We start from the raw sequence: 25,509 nt of genomic DNA on the forward strand, positions 1-25,509 counted from the left end.
CTCATGAAAATTGGCATTGAGTATATAAGCCTCTTCTTAAATAAATGCATCAAAATAACCAAACCACGACGAGAACCCCCTTACCATGAAGAACAATATCCTTTTCCTTGTCAGAAAGATCCTTAAAAGGAACATCAAGTCGAACCCCAAGCTCTTGAACAATTTGTTGCTGCATCGAACGACCAGGCAAACGCCAAGAACGAATGGCACCATCTTGAATAGATAAATTCTCATCAGGGATAATCTTAGACCGTTGCAAAGTCTTCAAAACTCCCGTACCTTCGCATTTAGGACAAGCACCGTCCGAATTAAAGGCAAAATCTTCAGCACTAAAAGCATAAAACTTAACGCCACAAACAGGACAAGTAAGCTGACCCATACGCTCATCAGAAGCAGGCAGGTCCATAGCTTCAGAAATCTTCAAAGAGGGATCCAAACGATGGCCATTAGGACAAACAACCGAACTCAAACGAGAAAACATCAACCGCAAAATATTCAAACTCTCAGTCATAGTACCAACAGTAGAACGGACTCCAGGAACCGAAGGGCGCTGTCTCAAAGCAATCGTCGAAGGCAAATTCCTAATATCACGAACATCAGAACGCCCCACTTGAGAAATCCGACGACGAGTGTAAGTACTCAAAGCATTCAAATACTTACGAGCACCTTCAGAATAAATAGTATCCATAGCCAAAGAAGACTTCCCTGAACCAGAAACACCAGTAATAGCAACAAAAGAATTCAAAGGAATATCCACATCCAGATCCTTCAAATTATTAGCCTTAGCACCACGGACCTCAATATTATCAGGAATATAATTCTTATGACGTATACTCATAGCCTAACCAACTTTCATCAAAAATATACCTAGAGTTTAACATTAAGCAAAAAATTGGTCTAACATGCGATAAATAGAACAATGAATCAAATATAAACAAAATTAAAATAACAACAAATAAAAAATTAAAATAACAACAAATAAAAAAATAAATAACAAAAAGATAGAAGTAGAGTAATAAGGCGAGAGTGTGAGGAACGAGCACGCAAGCAAGAAGCGAAAGCAAGAGATAAAATTATAAATTTGCTCTTATCGAACCAACAAAAAATGAAAAGCAACAACAGCAATGTAAGTCAGGAAACAAAAATGAGCGGAGCAAGGTCCCGCGAACCGAGGAAAGAGTAAGTAATCCAGAAAGAGAATATATCCTGATAAGAAAAGGAAGCATCTACTCCCACCAGAATAGATAAAACCTGAGATAGACATGTGAGAAATAGGACGCGCAAACAGTGCCAACTTGATCAAAATAAATCGGTAAATCTCAAAAAAGGGGGTGATTAATGTCTCTATCTAGACGGAGGGGCCCGGGGATACAGCCCTCAGTCGACATCGGCAGCGTTCCAGTGGCTGTATCCCCAGGCCCCGGAGTCGGCATTGAACGTAGCAACCAAAATACTACCACCACACCCCAACCACCAAACAAACTAACAGAACTCCGGCAAAGTAAAACGCCTCTGTCTGCTATAGCTCTCTTACATCTTTACAATAAAAAAGCACCCACCAATAAAAGTGGATGCCAAAAATAACAAAATAACTAAATCTTACCAACCAAATCAGTAGATGGCTTAATAGTCTTTTCCCCAGGATGCCAGTTAGCTGGACAAACATTATCACCGTTCTCAGCAACAAATTGAGCAGCTTGAAGAGTTCTCAAAATCTCATCAGCGTTACGGCCGATACCCATAGCATTAATAGTATATGACTTAATAACACCTTCAGGGTTAATAATAAACACGCCACGGTAAGCTTGACCGCTCTCATCATCTAAAAGATCAAAGAAATTTGAAAGTTGGTGTGTTTGGTCAGACAACATAGGATATTGAATCTTGTGAATAGTATCAGTAGCATCAGCCCAAGCCTTATGTGAAAATTCACTATCAACAGAAACTGAATAAACTTCAGCATTGTTTTTCTTGAATTCCTCATAATCATCTTGCAATTCACTTAATTCAGTAGGACATACGAATGAAAAGTCAGCAGGGTAAAAGAAAATAATTGACCATTTGCCAAGCAAATCTTTCTTAGAGTAGTCCTTGATCTCACCATTTTGATAACCTTTAACATTAAAATCAGGAATTTCTTTATTAATATACATTAAACTAGCTCCTTTCGGATTTATACATTTAATAATAGTCTACTTTTCTAAAAATTCAATAGCTATGAATAATTATTATATAAGAATCATTACAATGTAGCTGAAATATACATTAAAAAAAGCCGTATTAACGGCTTTTTGCTAATCAGCCTCGTTTAGAACCATTTTTACATGGTGAGCTTTACTAGATGTGCTAACATCAGTTAAACTTGTGAATCCAAAATGCTGGAAAAAGTCTTGAGCCTCAATTCCCGCACGAATCTCGACAGCTTGATTGGGAAATAACTGGTTGATTGTGTCTAAAATCTTAGCAAGCAATTCATTTCCTAGACCTAGGTTGCGATATTCTGGATCGACGACCATTTTTCCAAAAGACACATGATGACCTTCTTGGAAAATTCTTGCATAGCTAACTAAGCTATCATCTTGATAATTTAATAAATGAATAGCATTAAGATCAGTATCATCTAATTCTTGATAAAGGTGCTTTTGTTCAAGCACAAAAACTTTTTGCCGTAATTTATACATGTCATAGATTTGTCTCGGCGTTAAATTGTTCAAAGTTGCGATCTTCCACATGTTATCCATCCCTTCTAATTGATGTTTTTTGTGATGACTTCCTCTGAAATAAATATTATTATAATAATTTCAAAGAAAGTAACCGAAATTAAATATAAATTCTTTATTAAACTGAAAACGCTTCGCAGTGATGCAAAAAGCAGCCGATCATTTTCGATCAACTGCTGGATAATTAATGCATATTTGACGTGTCTTGTGTCATCTTACCGTCGATAATGTTATAAATTCGATCCGCATAATTCTTTAGACGTAAATCATGGGTCACAACCACAATAGCTTTGTTGCGGTCTTTAGCTAATGATTTCAACATTTGACCGACTTCATCGACACGAGCAGTATCTAATGCTGCTGTTGGTTCATCAGCCAAAATGATTTCGGGATCAGTATAAAGTGCACGTGCAATTGCCACACGTTGATTTTGACCACCAGATAACTCGGCAGGATATTTGTTCATCAGATCGTCAATACCTAACACATTGATCAAGTCATCAAATCTGCCATCAGTCAAATTGCCAGTTTTCTTAACACGGTCAGCCAGTTCAAACTGTTCCTTGACCGTTAAATATGGGAGAAGATTATAAGACTGCAAAACAAAACCGATATTATTTAGTCGCAACTGTTCTAGAGCTTTTTTGTTCAGTTGGTTTAAAGGCTCGTCATTCAAAAAAACTGTTCCAGAACTAGGAGTTTGTAGTCCACCAGTAATAGTCAAAAAGGTGCTCTTTCCTGATCCCGAAGGGCCTAGGACTAAAATCAGTTCACCCTTATTTGCTTGGAAGTTGATATCGTGCAAAACGTGGACTTTACTAAGATCATGCCCAAAGGTTTTATTGATATTACTCAATTTGATAGTTGGCATATTATCCTCCGATCACGTCGACGGGATCGACATTAAGAATTGTTTTAATTGGTACTAAAGCACCGAGTACACTAGTGATCAATAATCCTACAGCCACTAGTGACAATAACGGTATGTTGAAACTCATTGGTACAGATGTCGGAATGACGATTGCCGTAAGGAACGTCAAAAGCGTGCCAATTATCAAGCCACTGAGCACTAAGATAACCGATTGGGAGATTGTCGTATTTATCAACGTTTTGGCGGGGACACCTTGAGCTCTCAAAACGGCATAATTAGGGATCTTTTGAATGGTCAAGATATATAAAAAGATGGCAATGACGATCAATGAAATTATCATTAAAAAGGCTATCATAAATGTGAAAGTAGAATTTTGCGCTGAATATCCCGGTAGTTTATCGATAAAGCTTTGGATGGGGTAGTTTTTTAAATTGGCATCGGATATTTTAGTTGACTCAGTTTTAGAAACGACGGCACTGGCAACGAGGTTAGGTCCCATTCCTTTGATAGCTTGCCAGTCAATGATTCGACCGTATAATATTGGCGCAACGTTGAGTTTGGCATTTTTAGTGAAACCGACGATGGTATACTTTTTCGAAATTGAATTTAAGCTTACTTGATCGCCTAATTTGTAGCCACTTTGTTGAAATTTTTCATCAGCAACGACTTGATGGCTTTTGGTTGGCTTGTGACCAGAAGTAAGCTTGAGATCTTGATACAAATATTGATTTTTATCGATACCTAAATAAGTCGCAGATATTTGATCTTGGCCTTTCGATTTCGCGACGACGGAAGATTGTCCAACGTAAGCTTGATCTTTGGTCAGATCTATATTTTTGGCTTGTTGTTTTGTAATGAGCGATTGTCCGAGGCTGATGTTAGCGTCTTTATTTAAGACGATGCTTTCAGCCTGCCAAGTTTTGATAGCAGCTGTATTGGAATTAGCCAAACCCAAAGCGAGACTGGTCAAGATAAAAATCAAGTAGCTGATCAATACGATCATCCCGATGATCAAGCCATAGCGTAATTTTTCGTGTTTAATTTCTTTAATTGCTAAAAACATTATTTTTCTCCTAATTGCTGCAAGATATTTGAATATCTCGTCAGCCAAAAATCTTTTTTCTTCGGGTCGAGCAGGATCTCTTTAATGATTTCATGGGATAAGACGGTCATGATCCAAGTCCGGTCATCCATTTTGTTTGGGTCGATCTTTTGGTCAAAACTTTCAGATTGCGAAGCTAAAAACGCTTCATTAGAAGAAATGTGCATTTTCATTAATTCATAGTACTTACTGTTGTCGATCCTCTCGACAAAATTTTTAACTTCTGTCAAGTAGTCGGAGTTTGATTGTTCACTAGGGATGCGAAAATCAGCATGGATCTGTTGGATAGCCTGACCGTAAATATAGCGATAAGCGTCATTAATATCGTCAAAGTATTTGTAAAACGCTCCTCGAGCAATGTTTGCAGCTTTGACGATCCGTGAGACCTTGGCAGTGGGCAAGGTATATTGAGAGAATTCGTCAAGTAAGACATTTTCGATCAATTGTTTTTTTGTATTGTCTAAATTTTTAAAAGTCAATGATGTCATGATTTCCTCCACAGTGACACTGTGTCACCAGAAGATATGGTATATGGAAAGTGACAGGGTGTCAATATATTTTTAAGATTAATTTTATTCTAATATAAAGTTACATTTTCTAATAAAGTGATATAATAATGGCATCTACTTATTTAATTGGTTATAGTTAAATATATGGATGAATTATTTTTATTAAAAGGTAGGTATTTTTATGGCAGACGTTGAAGCTTATATCAAAGATCTAAAGGAAACAATTACGCAACGAGATCCTAATCAACCTGAATTTCAAGAAGCTGCATTTACTGTTTTAGACAGTTTAAAACCTGTTTTAAAAAAGCATCCGGAATATATTAAAGCTAATATTCTTGGTTCCTTAGTCGAACCAGAACGTGCGATCCAATTTCGTGTTCCTTGGCAAGATGATGAAGGAAATTTTCACGTTAACCGAGGGTTCCGTGTCCAATTCAATTCAGCAATCGGACCTTATAAGGGTGGCTTGAGACTTCATCCCAGTGTTAACTTAAGTATTATCAAGTTTTTAGGATTTGAACAAATTTTGAAAAATAGTCTGACTGGACTACTTATCGGTGGTGGTAAAGGTGGATCTGATTTTGATCCTAAAGGTAAGTCAGATTCAGAAATTATGCGTTTTTGTCAAAGCTTCATGACTGAATTACAAAAACATATCGGGCCAGACTTAGATGTTCCTGCTGGCGACATCGGTGTTGGTGGACGTGAGATCGGTTATTTGTATGGCCAATATAAACGCTTGAATGGTTCCCAAAATGGTATTTTAACTGGTAAAGGTTTGGAATACGGTGGTTCTTTGGCTAGAACTGAAGCTACTGGCTTTGGCTTGATCTATTACTTGAATGCCTTGATCAAAGGTCAAGGAGATCAATTAAAGAACAAAACGATCAAGGTTTCAGGCGCGGGTAACGTGGCCATTTATGCGATTCAAAAAGCCCAAGAAAATGGCGCTAAGGTAGTAACTGTCTCTGATTCAAATGGCTACATTTATGATGAAAATGGTATTGACGTCGATGTAGTTAAACAGATCAAAGAAGTAGAACGTGGACGGATCAAAGAATATGCTGATAAAGTTAAGACAGCAACTTATTCAGAAGGATCAGTCTGGGATCTCGATATTAAATATGACATAGCATTGCCATGTGCTACACAAAACGAGATCGACGAAGACCAAGCAAAATTGATTGCTAAAGATGGAGCTAAGTATTTAGCTGAAGGTGCAAATATGCCAAGTACGACTGAAGCTATTGCTGTTTATAAAGAAAACGGCATCGTTTATGGACCTGCTAAAGCTGCTAATGCTGGTGGTGTTGCCGTTTCTGCACTCGAAATGAGTCAAAATAGCGAACGCCTCGCATGGACTTTTGACGACGTCGATAGTCAATTAAAAGATATTATGGAAAATATTTATGAAAAATCCGCTGCAGCTGATAAAGAGTATGATTTAGGACAAGATTATCAAGCTGGCGCTAATATTGCTGGATTTGAAAAAGTTGCTAAAGCTATGTTAGCTCAAGGATTAGTTTAAAAAGTTATTTAAGATCAAAGTAAAGTGAAAAGGACAAAGCCGATTTTTTTTGCTTTGTCCTTTTTTAGGTTTGATACAGATTCACGGTTGAAAGAGAGCTCCGGGTTAGAAACTGTCAGCTGGTGCTGCCAGTCCCTAAATCCTCACTAGCTAACCATCACCCTCCACTCTCTTATTTTTTGAAACGAGTTGCGGTTGAAAGAGAGCTCCGGGTTAGAAACTGCCAGCAGGCACTGCTACGCAGCACCTTTGTGCTGCCAGTCCCTAAATCCTCACTAGCTGACCATCACCCTCCACTCTCTATTTTATTTACGTTGTTAATTTGATTCCGACGATCCCTACTAATAGTAACGCAATGAAGATCCAGGTTACTCCGGGGATTTTGTCACCAAAGAACATTACGCCCATGATGATCGAGCCGACAGCACCGATCCCGGTCCAAATAGGGTAGGCCAATGATAGTGGTAGTGACTTAGTCGCTTTAGCTAAAAAGAAAAAGCTGGCGATCATACCGATCACTGTTGCAATCGACCAGTCCAGCTTGGAAAAGCCGTGACTTAATTTCATTGTTGATGCCCAAACCACTTCAAATAGTCCGGCAATTACTAGATAGATGCAATTCATATCAATTCCTCCTAGATTTTTTCGAAGGTATTTTTCCGAAAAAATAGAGTACCCCCAATAATTCCTTCTATGGCCTAATGGAATTATTTTGAGTACTCTGTTTGTTAACACCCGGCGGTGATTTAAATTAAAAATATTATATCATATGTAAAATTATTCTTCAGCAGGAAGAACTGGGAAACGTTTTACGATAAACGTAAAGAAGTAAGACATTGCCAAGATAATTGCTACAACGACATATGGTGAATGTGGATTCCAATCCATTAAAGCACCAGACATTAATGGTCCAATAATATTACCGATCGAAGTCAACGACATGTTCATCCCATTGATCAATCCTTGTTGATTTGCTCGGCCTGCTTTGGTCAGAAGGGTCGTGATAGCAGGACGAAGTAAGTCAAATGAGCTAAAGATGATCAATGTTGCAATGATGACTTCGACTTTGGAGCGAGCGAACAAGATCCAACCTACTGAAATGGCACTTAATAAGTAACAAAGACTGATAAGTTTGATTTCGCCGATCTTGTTAACAAAAATATTGAACAAACTTACTTGTAAGATCAAGGAAATAATCCCGTTTAAAGTTAAGACAAGAGCAATCGTGCCTAGACCAAAATTAAAGATCTGGTTAACGTAAATACTGTAAATACTTTCAAACCCTTGAAGACCAAACGATGCGATCAAAATCATCGTGAATAAAATGATAAATGGAGCGGTTAAAAGATCTCGGTAAGAACCGGATTTTTTTTCGAGCTCCTTTTTAGCATCTTGCACAAGGACTTCCTTATCGGCATCATGCAAAAGTAGCTGAGTAAAGATCACACTGATTATCCCGATACCGGCAGCAAACCAAAATGGTGTTTTGTAGTCGATATTGGCAAGCATACCACCAATACCTGGTCCTAAGATCAAACCACCACTGAAGGCAGCCGACAGCCAGCCGATAACTTTTGCCCGTTCTTTTAGGGTAGTTAAATCGGAAGCTAATGCCATTGAAGTCGGAACAACCATGGCAGCAGACAATCCACCGATCAAACGTGAAGTATTGAATCCTGGTAAAGTTGTTGAAATCGCAAAGATAACTTCAGAAATCGCATAGATCAGCAAACCTAGAACAATGATCGGCTTTCTACCCACTCGATCAGAAATCCGTCCCACAATAGGTGAAGCAATGAACTGAGCCAAGGCAAAAAGTGAAGTCATCACTCCCATATCAGATGTCGTATAGTGGAATTCATTTTTAATGAACGGGGTGACAGGTATGACTAGACCGATACCTAAACAAATTAAAAAGTTACTGAACACTAAAATATAAATCGATTTTTTATGCTTCATTTTTACCTCCTCTAGATCACTTCTTCAAAAAAAATACCACCGCAATGCGGTAGTAGAAATAGTCGTATTTTGAATCTCCTAAATATTACGCTTTAGTGCGCCTGATGAAATAGTATACAGCATAAATATTATAAAGAAAACACTTTTAATACATCGGTAATATTTTTGTATTAAAAAAATAGGGATGATTTATTTTAATCGTGATTTACCTAAAATATACACAATCTTTACAAAGAATATATCAAATATATACATGGATTTTTTACACTAATAACCAGATTGATAAGTAGGGGGAAACATCGTGAATAAGAAGTTTTTTAGAAATTTATCAGTAGTTTTAAGTTTGCTTGCTTTGACATTCATATTTGCTGGATGTTCAAAGAAATCCTCGGCCAATGAGGTGACGAAGATCACTTATTGGCACGTAAATGCTCAAACTCAAGGGGGAGCCACAGTCGACCAACTTGTGAAGAAATTCAACGACACGCACAAGAATATCAAAGTGACAGCCAAGTACAATCCTAATATGTACCAAGGCTTGATGCAGAATTTACAATCTGCTCAAGCTTCAGGCAAAGTTCCTGATATTGTTCAAGTTGGCTGGGCTTATGATAATTACTTTGCTAGCAATTTTAAATATATGACACCAACTGATGCAGCAAAGAAGTTTGATGGTTCTAACAAGTTTATTGATACTAACTTTAATAAACGCTCGTTGTCATTTGCTAAAGATAGCACTGGCAAATTAGTCGGACTTCCTTATTCGTTAAGCACACCGGTTTTATTTATCAATAAGGATATATTAGCTAAATACAATATCGATGAAAATTCATTACAAACTTGTGAAGGTGTTAAAGAAGCTTCTCAAAAGATCAACCAACAATCAGGTAAATATGGGCTATACATTCAAGAACCCGGTGACACATGGGCACAACAAGCATTGATGCTTAGTCATGGTGCTGATATTCAAAAGAATGGCAAAGCAACATTTGCAAGTAAGCAAGGAATTGCGGCTTACAAATATTACCAAGACATGGTCAACAGTAAATTAGCATTGCATACACCTTGGGCACAAGGGATGGATTCCTTTGTTAAAGGCGACGTAGCCATGGCTTTCACAACGATCGCCCAAGCTTCACACATTAAGAAGAGTGCTAGCTTTAACGCTGCAGCTATCGTAGCTCCACACTTTAAGGGTAGTAAGACTGTTGTTCCCGTTGGTGGATCCATGCTTTCGATCACGGCACAAGATGAGAAACAACAAAAAGCTGCTTGGGAATTTGAAAAGTTCATGTATAGCAATGATTCAACAGTAACTTGGAGCAAAGGGACCGGATACTTACCTTCGACCAAGTCAGCTCTGAAATCAGCTGATTTTAAAGATTATGTCAAACAAAATCCAATGCTTCAACCAGCGGTAGATACTTTGGATAATGCCATTCCTTGGACTTCGTTCCCTCAAAAAGGCTTGCAAGCTGAACAAGCTATGATCGATGCAAGGGATAAGATCTTATCTGGAAGTAATGTTAGCTCAACTTTGAAGTCAGCACAGGAAAAGATCAATGCTCAACAAAAATAATAAAATTTTACCGTTTGTTTATTTGTTGCCAACCGCGATCTTGCTGACAATTTTTATGATCATCCCAATCTTATATACCTTTTATTTGAGCTTTTTCGATTGGAATTTGATTGCTCCAACGAAAGAATTCGTTGGCTTGAAAAATTACATCGAAGTCTTCACTGATCCGGTGAATCAAAAGGTTATTTTGAATACGCTGATTTATATCATTTTCTTAGTGATTTTAAATTTCGTAATACCATACTTTATTTCGCTGATCGTGAAGTTCTTTATTAGTAAAATGCAAGGTACTTATAAGGTTTTATTTTTCATTCCCAGCCTCTTTTCATTAGTGGTCGGGGCAATGATTTTCACATGGATCTTAAACCCTGTTTCAGGTCCTTTGGCATACATTTTAAAAGCTATCGGTTTAACGATGCCTAATTGGTCGAATTCAGGAATACTAGCTATTACTGTGATTTGCTTAATTACGAATTGGAAAGTCTTTGGATATAATTTCATCTTGTTATTAACTGGATTAGGTTCAATTCCAAAGAATATTATTGATGCAGCGAGAATTGACGGTATTCCTAAATGGCGTTTAGTTTGGAATGTTATTTTGCCGATGAATCGGGGCATTGCAATTTATGTTTTGATTTTAACGATCGTTCAAGGACTTCAATACGTTTTTACACCAATAAATGTCATCACGACTGGAGGACCTTATTATGGTTCCTCCAATGTGATTTACCAAACTTATTTGAATGCCTTTGTTTTATACAAAACTGGTACGTCCTCAGCCTTAGCCATCACGACATTTCTGATTTTTTTAATTTTACTTTTTCTAGAGATCAAGTTTGTCGAAAGTCGAGACAAAGATTATGTTTAAGCGAAAAGTTAACTTATGGCATGTCTTATTGATATTGATAGTTTTGATGGCGATACTACCAATATTATTCATGATCTCTAATTCCTTTAAAACATTACAAGATTCATATTCATCAATGTTGAGTTTGATTCCTAAAAATCCTACGATCGATAACTTTTTGACGTTGAATCGTCAAGTTAATCTTTTAGGGCTGACTTGGAACACTTTTTTAATGGCTACTATTGTGACTCTGGGAAAATTACTAACGGGATTATTGACAGCGTATGCTTTCAGAAGTTATCAGTTTAGAGGGAAAATGTTGATATATTTATTGTTTGTGGCAACGATCTTTGTGCCATTTACGATCGTAATGATCCCCAATTATTTAGTGATCGCTAAGTTAGACTTGCTGAACAATGTTGTTGGAGTTGCATTACCACAATTGTGTGATGCGACTGGTATCATGATATTTTTGAAAACCATGGAAAAGATCCCCAACAGTTTGATCGATGCAGCACATATTGATCAAATCCCTAATCGCAAAATATTTTTTAATATTGTTATTCCAATCTTGAAACCAAGTATTGTCAGTGTTGGAGCGATTTTCTTCATTAATTCTTGGAACGAGTATGTATGGCCAACGTTGATCTTAAAAGACAAAGGCAGTTTCACGTTGCCTTTAGCATTACAAAATTACATTTCCAGTGAAGGTGGAACGAACTTTCCGTTGGCAATGGCGTTATCAACCATCATGATCATTTTACCTTTGCTCATATACTTGATATTTCAAAAATACATTCTTAACAGCATTAGTAATAGTGGTTTGAAGTAAGGGGTTAATCATATGGGAAAAAGTAACTCAACAATTGAATTGAAGCAAGTTTCGAAGAAATTTAAAAATTCTGATGTTATTAATAGGATGAATCTAAAAGTTCATGCTGGTGAATTTTTAGTATTGTTAGGTCCGTCTGGATGCGGTAAATCAACAACTTTACGAATGATTGCTGGACTAGAAGACGTAACAGAAGGAAGTGTCTTGATCGATGGTCATGATCTACAGACTATGAAAAACGATGGTAAAGCGATTGCCATGGTTTTTCAAGATTATGCGCTTTATCCGAATATGACGGTTTATCAAAATTTAGAATATGCTCTGAAAGTTCATAAAGTTGATAAACAAGTTAGAAAGCAACGTATTGATCAAGTCATGGATACCTTGAATTTAGCTGATTATGCAGACAGATTACCTTCGCAATTATCGGGTGGTCAAAAACAACGGGTTGCTGTCGGCCGAGGGATGGTTAAGAAAAGCAAGATTTTTTTGCTAGATGAACCACTGTCTAATATTGACGTACAACTTCGGGAGAAAGCTCGTGATGAATTACAAAAGTTACACGAAATTGATCAACAGACTATCGTCTACGTTACTCATGATCAGCTAGAAGCTATGGCATTAGGAGATCGAATTGCAGTCATGAATGAAGGTATTATTCAAATGATCGATACTCCTGACAATATTTACAATCAACCAGCTAATTTATTCGTCGCGAGATTTATTGGAACACCGCAAATCAACATTATTGAAGTAGTCTTGCAAAATGGGGAAATGTATTTGAACGATCATCCGCTCTTAAAGGTTATGGGTCATGGTGAATTAGCACAACAAAAGTATTATTTAGGTATTCGTCCTGAAAATATCAAATGTTCGATGACACCAAAGGGAGATTATAGCTTGCCAGCAAAAATTGATAGCATCGTTGATTATGGTCGTTTCATCCAATTGAGCTTGAAGTTGGCCAATGGTTGTTTGATCAAGTCAATCGTTAACAGCTGTGATTTTACCGAAGATGATCAGATCTATATTGATTTTGTCGAGAGCGATACCGTTTTGTTCGATCACTCAACCGAAAAAAATTTATATTGGGGAAAACATGAATAAATTTAAGATTATTCAAATAACGGATACGCATTTGACTCCAGAAGGACATCAAGCTGCTAATCATCAAAAGATTGATCCGTTTTTGAAATTGAATAGCATTTTTATGGATGTTTCAAAAATGTCTGAAAAACCGGACATGATTGTGATTACGGGTGATTTGATCCATGAGGGGGTCACCAAAGATTATTCTAAACTTGCTCGTTTGATTAGTCAGCAAATGGATAAATTACAAATATCGATCAATGTTATTTTAGGAAATCATGATCGGACAACAGCTTTTTACCAAGGATATTTGGAACAGCCCGAGCAAGCAAAATATTATTACTTGGTATCAGGCAAGGATCTCAACTTTTATTTCCTTGACAGTAAGTTTTACGATTACGAGCAAGGATATCTTGGTCAGGAACAATTGACCTGGTTGCGGGACAATTTGGAAGATGAGCCTTTGAAGAAGTCGATTATCTTCTTGCACCATCCGGTCGCAGGGCCATCGATCCAACATATGCAGTATAGTGTTTTACAAGAAGGTCAAGAATTAATGGAAGTGATCAAAGATAGCCCAGTAATGGCGGTATTTTCGGGTCACATCCATTTCTCAACGACTTTTACGAAAAACAATATTTTATTCCACACTACAGACTCTAGTGCCTATCACATCAACTGCGATGACCACCATAAGCATTTGATTTATGATGCTACCAACTATGACATTATTACCATCGAAGATGATAACATCGGAGTTGAGACTCGTTGTTTACTTGCAGGACAAGATGTGATCAACCACGTCGACGTTGCAGACACGGGATTTGTAGATCCGGGAATTTTTCAATAAAAAAAGTGCAATTTAACATTTCAAACGTTAAATTGCACTTTTTTTGAATAGTTCAAAGTTGTGTATGATTAATTAATCTAATTCAAATTTTTTCTCGTGGCGTCTGATCATTGGCATGATGAATCCTAGGCCGAATAAGACGATCACTGTGATGATATTTAATAATAGTTGGTGATCAAAAGCTTTAGTACCAAAGTCGGCTTCCTGAGGGATAAATCCTAATGTAGCACAGACGAAGGTGAAAGCTAGGCACCAACCACCAACGAGTAAAGCACCTTTTTTGCTGTTGATGAAGGTGTAGTCTGATTTGAACTTGTTTTGTTGCCAACGGACACAAATGAAGGCGAAGAAGACCCAACAAGTTTTGTATGGTGAGATGATCCCATTGATGTTAAGTAGCCAGTTGTAAATGGTGTTAATGTTAGGCAATGTTCCGGTCAATAAGAGTAGGAACAAACTTAATCCGGAAGTCATCATGTATGAATGAATAGGCCGACCATTTTTATTTTTCTTCGTCATCCATTTAGGCATGAAATTATCAGCCACATCACCAGCAAAGACACGACTGGAAGCATCTAGTAAGACGGCTAATTGAGCCATCATAAAGATTGCTTGAACGACGGCGAAGATATACATCAACAATTTACCTAGTCCTAAACTTTGACCTAGTAAACTAAAGGCATAGTATGGACCGTTCATCTTAAAGTCATGTGGAATGTGGTTAGCATTAAAGAACATGGCTAAGGCTAGCGTTCCAAAGATGGTCAAAAATGCCGTCATCAAGGCTAATAGCCACATTGCCTTAGGAAATTCATGCTTGGGATCAGGCATTTGAACGATATATGGGGCGGCTAATTCTGCACCAGACATGGCAAAGATCAGTAATCCAGTCGTTGAGAAGTACTTCAAGCTAAAGTTCGGCATGAAAGAACTCCAATTGAAGGGCGCGTAGCGATCGGTGCGCCATTCATAACTGCATAGCCAGCAAGCAGTACAAAGAGAACAGACATGATAAACATGGCGCCACCACCGATCAGTGACAATATTTCTAATGAATTTTTAAAGACGTTCTCTAACAAAATAAAAATAAGAATAATAGCAAAAGTTAGCATTCCGAACCAAAACGTCGACATTTTTTTATCTAAGGTATTGTTTCCTAGAAACATCCAACTAAATGAAACGATAACTGAGTTGGAAACATCAACAATGTAGGGCACACTTTGGACCCAATACATCCATGAAGTCCAATATCCTAAGGTGTCGTTACTACTACGGCGGACCCAGGAAGCGAGACCACCACTTTGATTATCAAAAGTCAGACTCATTTGACTAACGATCAGTTCATAAGGAATGACGTAGGCAAATAACAGGAAGATCCATGATATCACTACTGACAAACCTTGATTTTGGAATGGATAAAAAATATTTTCAAAACTAATAATGGTAACAAAGTCGATCAGCGCAATTACTGGCCAACTTAAATAATGCCGTTTAGGCTCTAAAGTCTCCAATTTTACTTTCCCCCGAAATATATATAAATCTATTTAAAGTAAAATTAGTAATTGGGAGGTTTTAGTGTCAGCAAAGAACTATTGATTTTCACTTGTGTACTACCTCGATAGATATATATATAATCAAAACTGTAGCGTTTTTCATAATAATAAATTTAATTGTGAAATTATCACTCCAATATTGTAGGGAATAACGGTCAATAATGAAAGTTATTTTTGAAATTAATCAAAGAAAATGGGAGAAAATCATGAATTTTCTGAAAATTGCCATCACAGATGATGTGAAAGAATTTGTTCCGAGTCAATGGGACGTGCTTCCGTTCAGCCAAGATGTTCCACCATCAAGCCTTGCTGCTATCGTGTTGAGGCAGCTTGACCAAGCTAATATTTCGGCGGCTGAAGATATCCAAAAGACTTCAGGACTGGGCATTCCCATTATTACGGTTTCTGAAAACGACTCAGTAGATCATGTAAAACGATCAATAACTGAAAAGATTGAAAAATATCAACGGGAAATGGTACCGGGCTTTTTAACGGATTTGATCGATTTTGCTCAAAAGCACCCGATCAGTTTTACTACGCCGGGTCACCACAACGGTCAATACTTTTACTTGCATCCAGCCGGTGTTGTTTTTAACCATTTTTTTGGCAAGAATTTAATGTTCGCTGACACCAGTGATACAGTTGCACAACTGGGGGATACGATGACCCATGAAGGAACACCCTTAACAGCTGAGCAAAAAGCTGCAAAAACTTATCATGCCGATAAAGTCTATTTTTGTACGAATGGCACAACTAGTGCTAATTCGATCTGTGCCAGTGCCTTGTTGACCGAAGACGATTTAGTTTTATTCGATCGTAACAATCACAAGTCGTTGTATAACAGTGCCTTAGTCATGTCTGGTGCGAAACCAGTTTACGTGCCAACTGACCGTAATCCGTTAGGGTTGATCGGTGAAATGGATCCCGACTTTTTAAACGAGAATGTCATTAGTCAAGAAATCGCTAAGGTCGATCCCGAAAAAGCTCAAGCAAAGCGACCATTCCGTCTGGCGGTTTTACAGCTAGAAACATACGACGGGGTGTTTTATGATGCCAAGTGGCTGATCGATCGGATCGGCCAACTTTGCGACTACATTTTGTTTGACTGTGCTTGGGGTGGGTTTGAACAATTTGTGCCGATTATGAAACATTTGTCGCCGTTGTCATACGAGTACGGACCAGATGATCCCGGAATCTTAGTTACCCAATCGTTGCATAAACAACAAGCCGGTTTGGCACAAACGTCGCAGATCTTGAAAAAGAACGCTCACCTCAAGGGTCAAAAACGTTATGTGGACCATAAGCATTTCAATAATGCTTACTTGAAATTCGTCACTTCGAGTTATTCTTATCCGATCTATGCTTCACTGACTGTCAATGCTTACGTTACATCAGGTCAGGGGAATATAAATTGGTGGGACAAGACGTTACGGATGGGGATCGAATTCAGAAAACAGCTACTGAAGCGATCACAGTTATTCAAACCGTTAGTTCCAACCGATTTTTCAGAAATATCGACGGATGATTTAGCTAATAATAGTAAGTATTGGCTGCTTGATCATAACGAACAATGGTTAGGTTTCAATAAAATGGCTCCAGGACAAGCTATGTTTGATCCTTTGAAAATCACGATCATGACCCCTGGGATCGATATCAAACATCAACGATATGAAAAAAATGGTATCCCCGGTCCGATCGTCGCTGAGTTTTTAATGGAGCAAGAGATCATCCGAGCCAAAGACGACCTCAATTCCTTGCTTTTCTTATTGACGCCCGGAGACTCGCAGGCAGAGATGGACCAATTGTTGCAGACGTTGCTAAAGTTTGAGGATCATTATTTACATGATGATCAACTAGTTGACGTTTTACCAGAATTAGTTAAGGTTCACCCCAAGCGCTATGAAGGGTATACTTTAAAACAGTTGTGCCAAGAAATGCATCAATATTATGCTGACAATCAGACTTTTACCTTGCAAAAACAGCTTTTTGAAAAAGCCGACATGCAATCATATGAGATGACTCCAAAACAAGCTGACACTAAGTTCATGCGCAATCAAAGCAAATTGATCGATTTGGATGATATTGTCGGACAAATAGCGATGGAAGGAGCCCTTCCTTATCCACCAGGAGTCTTCATCATTGCTCCCGGCGAAAAGTGGCAGTCGATCGATCAAAAATATTTTAAAGTCTTAGTCGGTGCCATCAAACGTTTCCCTGGATTCGTCCCAGAGATCCAAGGAGTATATTGGCAAACAGATAATGAAGGAAACATTTCAGTTCAAGCAGAAGTTTCAAAATAAGAGGGGGAATTGTACATGGCCTTGTCATGGAAAGAAAACTTACCAAAGGAATTAAGTCAAAAAGTAGCTAAAGTTGAAAAAATGATCCAACCAAAAATCGATGAGATCGACGAACAAGTTTTATATACTCAACAACGAGTCTTAGATTTATTTAGAGAAAACCAAGTTGGTGAAGAAGATCTAGTTTCTTCAACCGGATACGGGTATGACGATATCGGTCGTGATAAGATCGAAAAAATTTACGCCGGATACTTCAAAACTGACGACGCTTTAGTCCGTCCCCAATTTGCATCGGGGACCCATGCCATTTCGACAGCTTTGTTCAGTATGTTGCGACCAGACGATACTTTGTATTATTTAACGGGCACACCTTACGACACGATCCAAGAAGTAATCGGTATTGCTGGAAACAACCAAGGAACGATGGCTGACTATGGCATTAAATTTCGAACTGACGAATTAAAAGAAGACGGTTCTGTTGATTATGAAGCTGCTAAAAAGACACTGACAGAAGACAAATCGATCAAAGTAGTAGCCATTCAAAGATCGCGTGGATATGCAGTCCGCGACAGTTTCACCGTCGAGAAAATCGTTGAAATGATCAAGTTTGTTAAAGATATAAATCCTAACATCAACATTTTTGTTGATAACTGTTACGGTGAATTTTCTGAAATGGAAGAACCTACTTTTTATGGAGCCGACATCATGGCCGGTTCGCTCTACAAAAATGCCGGTGCGGGTATCGTCAAGAGTGGCGCATACATCGTGGGAAGATCTGATTTGATCGATGGCGCAGGTTCTAGACTGACCGTTCCTGGTGCTGGTAAAGGGGAAGGAGCAACTTGGGGTTATATGCGTGACTTTTACCAAGGATTCTTCTTAGCTCCCCACACTACTGGTGAAGCGCTAAAAGGCACAGTCTTTACAGCTGCATTATGTGAAGAAATGGGGATGACTGTTTCTCCAAAATGGGATGCCCCTAGAACTGATATCGTCCAAACAGTCAACTTTGGCAAACCAGATCCTATGATCAAGTTTTGTGCTGCCATTCAGCACTATTCACCGATGAATTCTTTTGTAGATCCGATCCCAAGTCATCAAGATGGTTACGAGGATGAAGTGATCATGGCTTCAGGAAGTTTTACCGAAGGATCCACGATCGAACTATCATCTGATGGTCCGATCAGACCACCTTATTCACTCTACATCCAAGGCGGACTCTCTTATGCTCATGTAAAAATTGCGATAACTAGAGCAGTCAACGATACTTTCTACAAGTAAATAAGCAAGCAAAAAGCTATGGTATCAAGAGTTAACAACTCTTAACGCCATAGCTTTTTTTAATCCATATTTAAAAAGTCTCTTGATAAATTACTGTGTCTCTTGCTTAAAATGAATAAGCCACTGAACCAAATTAAGGCAAAGATCAAAGAGATCAAAGTGCTCTTTTCGAATGCCATCATCACAGCTACGATCACAAAGAAAACTAGCACGATGTAGTCGCTGACAGGTGAAAAAGGCATTTTAAAGAAATTATTTTTAGGATGCTTTTTCCGAAATTTCAAGTGAGCTAAGATAATAGTTCCCCAGATGAACAAGAAACTAGTTGTCGCAACACCAGTGATCAAAGAGAAAACATCGTTTGGCATGAGGATGTTCAACAAGGTCGAGAGCGCGATCAAAATTGACGAGAGCAAAATTGCCATCGATGGCACGTGATGGATCGACAATTTGCTGACTTTCTTGACCCGAGGGCTCTTTGACTGGCTGGTCAATTCAGAAAGCATGCGTCCAGTTGTGAAGAGAGCACTATTACATGAAGAAGCTGCTGCAGTTATCACCACAAAGTTAACGATGTCAACTGCACCTTGGATGCCCAATTCTTTAAAGACCATCACGAATGGACTTGATGATGGATCCAGACCGGTCCAAGGGAAGATGCTCATGATCACAGCTAATGATCCGATGTAAAAGATTAAAATCCGTAAAGGAATGCTGTTGATAGCCTTAGGAATGATTTTTTTTGGATCTTGAACCTCAGCGGCAGTCATACCGATCATCTCAATTCCGACAAAGGCGAAGACGACCATTGGTAGCGACATGAAAAATCCTTGCCAACCGCGGGCAAAGAAGCCGCCGTCTTGAATTAGATTTGTGGGGGTAGCAACTCCGGCAGAAGTCTTATATCTAAAAATTATCAAAAATATACCGACAACGATCAAGGCCAAGATGGCGAAAACCTTGATCAAGGCGAACCAGAATTCAACTTCACCAAAAGCTTTTACAGTGATCAAATTAATACAAACGAGAATGATCAACGTGATCAATCCTGGTACCCATTGAGGCAAGTTCGGGATCCATAATTTGATGTAAACCCCGATGGCGGTAAGTTCGGCCATTGCAATAGCGATCCAACTAGCCCAATAGGACCAACCGATAACAAACGCAGTTCGTTTACCTAAATAATCATAAATAGTTTCAACAAAAGAGTGATATTTTAAATCAGATAAAAGTAATTCTCCGAGAGCTCGCATGATCCAGAAACAGATAATCCCAGTTAATAAATATGCTAACAATATTGCTGGTCCTGCTAAATGGATCGATTTACCGGCACCAAGGAAAAGACCAGTACCAATGGCACCACCGATAGCGATCATCTCAACTTGTCTACCAGTTAAACTTCTGGATAATTCATTTTTTCCAGATGAGATTGTTTCTTCTTCTTCCATATTCGTAACCTTCTATAATCCCAAAATTTAAAGCACCTGCACAAATTTCACGTAAGGAAGATCAATGCAAAAGCAGTGTAAGTTTCTAGCATGAATTAAATCTGCCAAGGGGTCAAGTAGCAGTTTTTATTCGTTTTTAATTATCGCAAGAATAGAAAATAAAAATCACTCAAATATGAAAAAATATTTTTAAGATTATAAGTATAAAAATATAAGAATAACCAAGATTAACTCAATCCATCATAAAAATATTTGAATATGTTATGAAATTATAAATTAATAAAATGGATAAATATTGGAGTATAATTTGAACCAAAAATAACCTTTGGAGGGATTAGATGAACCATCACAAATATTGCTTTGATGGTATTACCACTCGGAAAATTCTAGTATTCATGGTTTCTTATTCGTTATTTATTTTTGCTATATTCTTATCAATTAATAATTCTTCAAATGATGTTTTTGCTGTTGATGACAAATTACCAAATATAAGTGATATAAATTTAAGTGATTTAAATGACGGTAACGGTAATTTTATTGATTTGAAACACGCAGTAGCAACAGCACCAGATGGATTGCCTCTGAAGGATTATTTCCAATTAGGCGAATTTCCGTCAAATGAACTAACTAATACTGCAAAAGTTATTTCTCATGGTAATCAAGTATATACTGATTCCAGTTTGTTGTTAGTAAATAATTCAATAAAACAATTAGGAGCTATTTGGGGAAATTTTGACAAGGATAATTATTTTGATACGAACCTATTTCAAACGATGTCCATGTGGGTCTATCTGGGATATTCATTGAAATATGACGGTCGAAATCAATATAAGCCTCACCTGGAACCAGGTCAGCAGCAATTCGTTGGTGATGGTATGTCCTTAGTTTTCCATAATGATAGTAGAAAATTAGGTGCAATATCAACATTTAAATCGAATAAGGAAGGTGTGAGACTTGGAAACGGAGAATCAATGGGTGTTTGGGGAACTGATTTTGATAATGATGTCCACTTGCCATGGGCTAATGATGATCATCATTTAGAAAAAGATATTGCAAAGACGGCCATTCAGAATAGTTTAGCTTTAGAATTTGACACATTTGTTGATGGATCAACAGATTTTGCCAGTTTGAATAATTTGGGGATTTCTTTTGACGCAGGAAAACAAGGCCAACATATTGCACTTAATTATCCAGCAGATCCATGGACTTATCAGGCTAATTTAGTATCAGGAACAGGGAACGATCAAGGGAACTACAAAAAGTATTTTAAAATGCTGCATCATTATCAAAATGACAATCAGTACTTATCCGACGGTAATTGGCATCACGTTACTATAAAATGGAATCCCATTACTAAACAGATGAGGTATTTTTTCGATGATCGTGATAAAGACGGCAATATAAAATATGCCACAGCACAAGCTACAGCTCCAATAGATATATCAAAATTTGGTTTTAAAGATGCTAATCATAAATTGCATTGGGGTTTCACAGGATCAACAGGTAAGTTTTCTGAGAATAACTTGATCGTGTTTGAATCAATTCCATCGTTTGTAAATGCAGAATTGAACATGCAAATTTTTGATAAATCCACAGGAGAGCTAGTTGGTGAAAAACTAGAAAACTCTGAGCAAAAATCACCAGTTCGCACACACGCAAATGCTGGTGATACACTTGATTTCACCTATGCTTTAAATTATCAATCAGGCATTAAAAACTGGGACAAGATCACTGCTAACATTAATTTGCCATCTGAAGTTGAGTACCGATCGGCTTATGTTGACTACAATGACGGCGCTCCAGTTGAAAAAGTTGAAAACGATCCAATGACAGGAAATAAGTTTACCTATCATTTGGCAAAATCTTTAACTCCGACTCACAATAAGGCAACAGTTCATATAATTACTAGGGTAAAACCTGTTGCAGGAAAAGTTTTTGTCAAAGAACAGCATGCAAAATTTGAAGGAGATTATTTAATCAAAGACGGCATGTCACCTGATTTTGTCATTGGATTTAACATTCTAAATATGCGAGTTGACCCTGAACAAATAAATTACCAAGGTATGTCAGAAGTTACTAGTGATCCGCTAATAAATTGCTACGTTTGGAATAACACAAGCAATAACGATCTTTCAGATGTCTCGTTAAACGTCACCTTAAATGGAAAGCCATTACCTGATCAAAAACTTACTGATGGGACATCCTATTATGTTCCAACTCCGATTACAATTCCAAAAGATCGATTGCATGAAGGACAAAATACGGTCGTTATCAAGACAGAAGAGTTAGTTGGTAGACAAACTTTTACGAGTGAAAAAACCGTATTTATTACAATCGGAGGAAATGTAACGATTAGTTATCGGACTCAAAATGTTAGATTTGCGACAATCAACGGTAATAGTGTACACAAACTGGTAGGCCGCTCGGGAATGTGGAAAGTTGATGTTACAGATACTAGAAAAAAAGGCGCTGGCTGGAGAGTCAACGCAGTAGCTATGCCATTGATAAATACTAAAACAAAGCTGCCCTTTAATGGCAAAATGGTGTTTATTGATAAAAATAATAACTATCATTCTTTATCCAAACCAGTCGAAGTTGATCGAGCCACAAAAGCGACAGATGATCCAAAAACTTGGGATATTGTTGAACGATGGCAAAAGAATCAAGGAATCCAATTACTGACAAATGATCCTGTCGAGGAAGGCTATTATCATGGGACAATCATCTGGCAGTTGATAGATAGCGTCAAATGATTTAATGCACAATCAAAGGAATAGTTTTCGAAAACCATCCAGAATATCAACTTATAAATTAGTGAATTATTTCACCAATTCTATTGAATTCCCTCTCAAAACCAGTTATATTTTATATAGATAGGTATCTATATATCCTATTTGATCGGTAAATTTTTCAAAGCAAAGGGGAAGAATTATGAAGAAAATAGAATTGTTCGAACCAGCTATGTGTTGTCCAACAGGAGTTTGTGGACCATCTGTCGATGAAACTTTGTTGATGATCACTAATTCCTTTGAAGCATTACAAAAGGTTGCTGACGTTGACGCTAAACGTCACTGCTTATCAGATGAACCAGCTACTTTTTCTAAGAATCCTGATGTTTTAAATGCCATCAAAAAAGACGGAAAAGATGCTTTACCAATTACTATTGTTGATGGAAAAGTGGTCAAAGTGGGTGAATATCCTACTCAAGCTGAATTGACTCAGTACACCGGCGTTGTTTTCAAAAATGAGAATGCTGATGTTGTAAGTAAATAATTCATTTGAAAAGGGGGTGTTCAAGATGGATTTGTACGATCCTGCTGACCTCAATTTAACTAAGTATTTATTTTTCACCGGAAAAGGTGGAGTAGGGAAAACGTCTGTTGCCTGTGCTACGGCAATGAATATGGCTGATCGAGGTCAAAAAGTCATGTTAGTCAGCACTGATCCTGCTTCAAATTTACAAGATGTTTTCCAAACAAAACTGACTAATAAGCCAACACCGATTCAAGGTATTCCAAATTTAGCGGTTGCCAATTTTGATCCTGTTACCGCAGCAGCAGAATATCGTGAAGGTATCGTCGGACCTTATCGCGGTGTATTACCAGACAGTGCGATCGAGAACATGGAAGAACAGCTATCGGGTTCTTGTACCGTTGAGATCGCATCGTTTAACGAATTTGCTAATTTTTTGACGGACAAGACTATCGAAGATAATTATGACCATATCATTTTCGATACAGCTCCGACCGGTCATACTTTACGGATGCTTCAACTGCCATCTGCTTGGAATGACTATTTAGATGAAAACACTACGGGAGTTTCTTGCCTGGGTCAGTTATCTGGCTTGGGTGACAAGAAACAAATGTATGAGCATGCCGTTGAAACACTCAATAATGGCGATATCACGACTATCGTCATTGTCAGTCGTCCACAGCGAGCAGCTTTGATCGAGTCAAAACGTGCTTATATGGAGCTAGAAAAATTAAATATCAACCATCATATTTTGATCATTAATGGGATATTAGAACAAGCTGATGACGATGTCTCACACGAAATATTTGACCAACAACAATATGATTTGAATAATATCCCGGATATCTTGAGCCAGTTGAAAAGGTACTACGTGCCACTTCGTCCATACAATGTAATGGGGATCAAAAATATTCGTACACTATTAAACAAACAGCAGCCCAAAGTTATTCCGATGCCGGCAGAGAAATTTGATTTTAATAATCTCCAAGATATCGTCGATGATTATCTTAAGACAGACAAGAAGATTATTTTCACGATGGGAAAAGGTGGTGTCGGCAAAACGGCTGTGGCGATCAAAATTGCTAAAAAATTAGTCGCCGCTGGTAAGAAAGTTCGTTTAGCAACGACTGATCCAGCTGACCACATCGATCTTTATTTGCCTGACAAAACAGGAATCACCGTCAGTCACATTGATGAAGCAAAAGAATTAGCTGATTATCAAGATGAAGTCATTTCCAAAGCTCGTAAATCGATGGACGATGATAATCTTGATTACGTTAAAGAAGACTTGCGTTCACCTTGTACCCAAGAAATTGCAGTCTTTCGTGCTTTTGCCAGAATCGTTGATCAGTCTCAAGATGAGATCGTGGTGATCGATACGGCACCGACTGGGCATACATTATTATTGTTGGAGTCGACCCAGAATTATGCTCATGAAGTCAAACGTTCTTCAGGTGAAGTTCCGGAGTCGATCCAAAAATTATTGCCACGACTTCAAGATCATCATCAAACAGAAGTCTTGACCGTGACATTGCCAGAAACGACACCGATTTATGAGTCGGTCAGATTAAATGAAGATCTGGATCGTGCTAAAATAGCTCACACTTGGTGGCTAGTTAATCAAAGTATGTATGCAACTCAAACGACCAATGATATTTTGAGCGTTCGAGCTAGCGAAGAACTAGAATGGATCGAAAAAGTCGCTGATATTTCGAAGGGACATTATGCAGTTGAGCAGTGGATCCCTGACTTTGAACAAAATATGGTTCATTAAAAATCTTAAAAAAGT

21 protein-coding genes and 1 pseudogene are annotated in these 25,509 nt (G+C 37.9%); 11 read left to right on the forward strand and 11 right to left on the reverse strand.

What is annotated here, in order from left to right:
• Positions 1-49 precede the first annotated feature (49 nt).
• The 7 genes from EKM78_RS03530 to EKM78_RS03555 all read right to left on the reverse strand — a co-directional run bounded on the left by EKM78_RS03530 (position 50) and on the right by EKM78_RS03555 (position 5,181).
• Positions 50-838, reverse strand: coding sequence for an excinuclease ABC subunit UvrA (locus EKM78_RS03530; RefSeq protein ID WP_125769432.1), 789 nt, complete (start codon positions 836-838; stop codon positions 50-52).
• Positions 839-1,319: 481 nt separating this feature from the next.
• On the reverse strand, positions 1,320-1,481 hold the full coding sequence (locus EKM78_RS12495; protein ID WP_164507183.1) for a hypothetical protein: 162 nt from the start codon (positions 1,479-1,481) through the stop codon (positions 1,320-1,322).
• A gap of 111 nt (positions 1,482-1,592) precedes the next feature.
• Positions 1,593-2,153 (reverse strand): peroxiredoxin, encoded by a 561-nt coding sequence (locus EKM78_RS03535; protein WP_125769435.1) that lies wholly within the window; start codon positions 2,151-2,153, stop codon positions 1,593-1,595.
• A 141-nt stretch (positions 2,154-2,294) separates the two neighbouring features.
• Positions 2,295-2,741: a GNAT family N-acetyltransferase gene (locus EKM78_RS03540; protein ID WP_125769438.1), complete on the reverse strand. Its 447-nt coding sequence runs from the start codon at positions 2,739-2,741 to the stop codon at positions 2,295-2,297.
• A gap of 163 nt (positions 2,742-2,904) precedes the next feature.
• Positions 2,905-3,591 (reverse strand): ABC transporter ATP-binding protein, encoded by a 687-nt coding sequence (locus EKM78_RS03545; RefSeq protein WP_125769441.1) that lies wholly within the window; start codon positions 3,589-3,591, stop codon positions 2,905-2,907.
• Position 3,592: 1 nt separating this feature from the next.
• Positions 3,593-4,654: an ABC transporter permease gene (locus tag EKM78_RS03550; RefSeq protein ID WP_125769444.1), complete on the reverse strand. Its 1,062-nt coding sequence runs from the start codon at positions 4,652-4,654 to the stop codon at positions 3,593-3,595.
• Positions 4,654-5,181: a TetR/AcrR family transcriptional regulator gene (locus EKM78_RS03555; RefSeq protein WP_125769447.1), complete on the reverse strand. Its 528-nt coding sequence runs from the start codon at positions 5,179-5,181 to the stop codon at positions 4,654-4,656. Before EKM78_RS03555 ends, EKM78_RS03550 begins: the two co-directional genes overlap by 1 nt.
• Positions 5,182-5,383: 202 nt before the next feature.
• Between EKM78_RS03555 and gdhA the strand changes: the two genes are divergently transcribed.
• Positions 5,384-6,730, forward strand: a complete 1,347-nt coding sequence (gdhA, locus tag EKM78_RS03560; protein ID WP_125769450.1) for an NADP-specific glutamate dehydrogenase — start codon at positions 5,384-5,386, stop codon at positions 6,728-6,730.
• A 309-nt stretch (positions 6,731-7,039) separates the two neighbouring features.
• Here gdhA and EKM78_RS03565 read toward each other — a convergent pair whose 3' ends face one another.
• Together EKM78_RS03565 and EKM78_RS03570 are read right to left on the reverse strand one after the other, a co-directional pair.
• The gene (locus tag EKM78_RS03565; RefSeq protein ID WP_125769607.1) at positions 7,040-7,399 is read right to left on the reverse strand and encodes an SMR family transporter; all 360 of its coding nucleotides are present in this window, start codon (positions 7,397-7,399) and stop codon (positions 7,040-7,042) included.
• A gap of 108 nt (positions 7,400-7,507) precedes the next feature.
• Positions 7,508-8,689, reverse strand: coding sequence for an MFS transporter (locus EKM78_RS03570; RefSeq protein ID WP_125769453.1), 1,182 nt, complete (start codon positions 8,687-8,689; stop codon positions 7,508-7,510).
• A 301-nt stretch (positions 8,690-8,990) separates the two neighbouring features.
• Here EKM78_RS03570 and EKM78_RS03575 point away from each other — a divergent pair, with 301 nt between their 5' ends.
• The 5 genes from EKM78_RS03575 to EKM78_RS03595 are packed head-to-tail and all read left to right on the forward strand — an operon-like array spanning position 8,991 to position 13,886.
• A complete protein-coding gene (locus EKM78_RS03575) occupies positions 8,991-10,268 on the forward strand; it encodes an ABC transporter substrate-binding protein (RefSeq protein ID WP_245994770.1) in 1,278 nt (425 codons plus the stop codon).
• A gap of 55 nt (positions 10,269-10,323) precedes the next feature.
• A complete protein-coding gene (locus EKM78_RS03580) occupies positions 10,324-11,136 on the forward strand; it encodes a carbohydrate ABC transporter permease (protein WP_342768430.1) in 813 nt (270 codons plus the stop codon).
• Complete coding sequence (locus tag EKM78_RS03585) at positions 11,129-11,947, forward strand: carbohydrate ABC transporter permease (protein ID WP_125769461.1); 819 nt, start codon at positions 11,129-11,131, stop codon at positions 11,945-11,947. The genes EKM78_RS03580 and EKM78_RS03585 overlap by 8 nt, the downstream gene beginning before the upstream one ends.
• Before the next feature lie 12 nt (positions 11,948-11,959).
• A complete protein-coding gene (locus tag EKM78_RS03590; RefSeq protein ID WP_125769463.1) occupies positions 11,960-13,054 on the forward strand; it encodes an ABC transporter ATP-binding protein in 1,095 nt (364 codons plus the stop codon).
• Complete coding sequence (locus EKM78_RS03595) at positions 13,047-13,886, forward strand: metallophosphoesterase family protein (protein WP_164507184.1); 840 nt, start codon at positions 13,047-13,049, stop codon at positions 13,884-13,886. The genes EKM78_RS03590 and EKM78_RS03595 overlap by 8 nt, the downstream gene beginning before the upstream one ends.
• A 72-nt stretch (positions 13,887-13,958) precedes the next feature.
• Here the strand turns inward: EKM78_RS03595 and EKM78_RS03600 are convergent.
• Positions 13,959-15,397, reverse strand: a pseudogene (locus tag EKM78_RS03600) (APC family permease).
• Positions 15,398-15,645: 248 nt separating this feature from the next.
• Here EKM78_RS03600 and EKM78_RS03605 point away from each other — a divergent pair.
• The gene (locus EKM78_RS03605; protein WP_125769467.1) at positions 15,646-17,739 is read left to right on the forward strand and encodes a putative ornithine decarboxylase; all 2,094 of its coding nucleotides are present in this window, start codon (positions 15,646-15,648) and stop codon (positions 17,737-17,739) included.
• 15 nt (positions 17,740-17,754) lie between these two features.
• Complete coding sequence (locus EKM78_RS03610) at positions 17,755-19,020, forward strand: methionine gamma-lyase family protein (protein WP_125769469.1); 1,266 nt, start codon at positions 17,755-17,757, stop codon at positions 19,018-19,020.
• A 59-nt stretch (positions 19,021-19,079) separates the two neighbouring features.
• Here EKM78_RS03610 and EKM78_RS03615 read toward each other — a convergent pair whose 3' ends face one another.
• Positions 19,080-20,468: an amino acid permease gene (locus EKM78_RS03615; RefSeq protein WP_125769471.1), complete on the reverse strand. Its 1,389-nt coding sequence runs from the start codon at positions 20,466-20,468 to the stop codon at positions 19,080-19,082.
• Between the two features lie 338 nt (positions 20,469-20,806).
• Here EKM78_RS03615 and EKM78_RS03620 point away from each other — a divergent pair, with 338 nt between their 5' ends.
• The 3 genes from EKM78_RS03620 (at position 20,807) to arsA (ending at position 25,494) form a co-directional block, all read left to right on the forward strand.
• Complete coding sequence (locus EKM78_RS03620) at positions 20,807-23,221, forward strand: L-type lectin family protein (RefSeq protein ID WP_125769473.1); 2,415 nt, start codon at positions 20,807-20,809, stop codon at positions 23,219-23,221.
• Between the two features lie 178 nt (positions 23,222-23,399).
• On the forward strand, positions 23,400-23,741 hold the full coding sequence (gene arsD / locus EKM78_RS03625; protein WP_125769475.1) for an arsenite efflux transporter metallochaperone ArsD: 342 nt from the start codon (positions 23,400-23,402) through the stop codon (positions 23,739-23,741).
• Between the two features lie 25 nt (positions 23,742-23,766).
• On the forward strand, positions 23,767-25,494 hold the full coding sequence (gene arsA / locus EKM78_RS03630) for an arsenical pump-driving ATPase (RefSeq protein ID WP_125769477.1): 1,728 nt from the start codon (positions 23,767-23,769) through the stop codon (positions 25,492-25,494).
• The last annotated feature ends 15 nt before the right edge of the window (positions 25,495-25,509 follow it).

The organism is Companilactobacillus furfuricola, assembly GCF_003946325.1.
GTDB classification, from domain to species: domain Bacteria; phylum Bacillota; class Bacilli; order Lactobacillales; family Lactobacillaceae; genus Companilactobacillus; species Companilactobacillus furfuricola.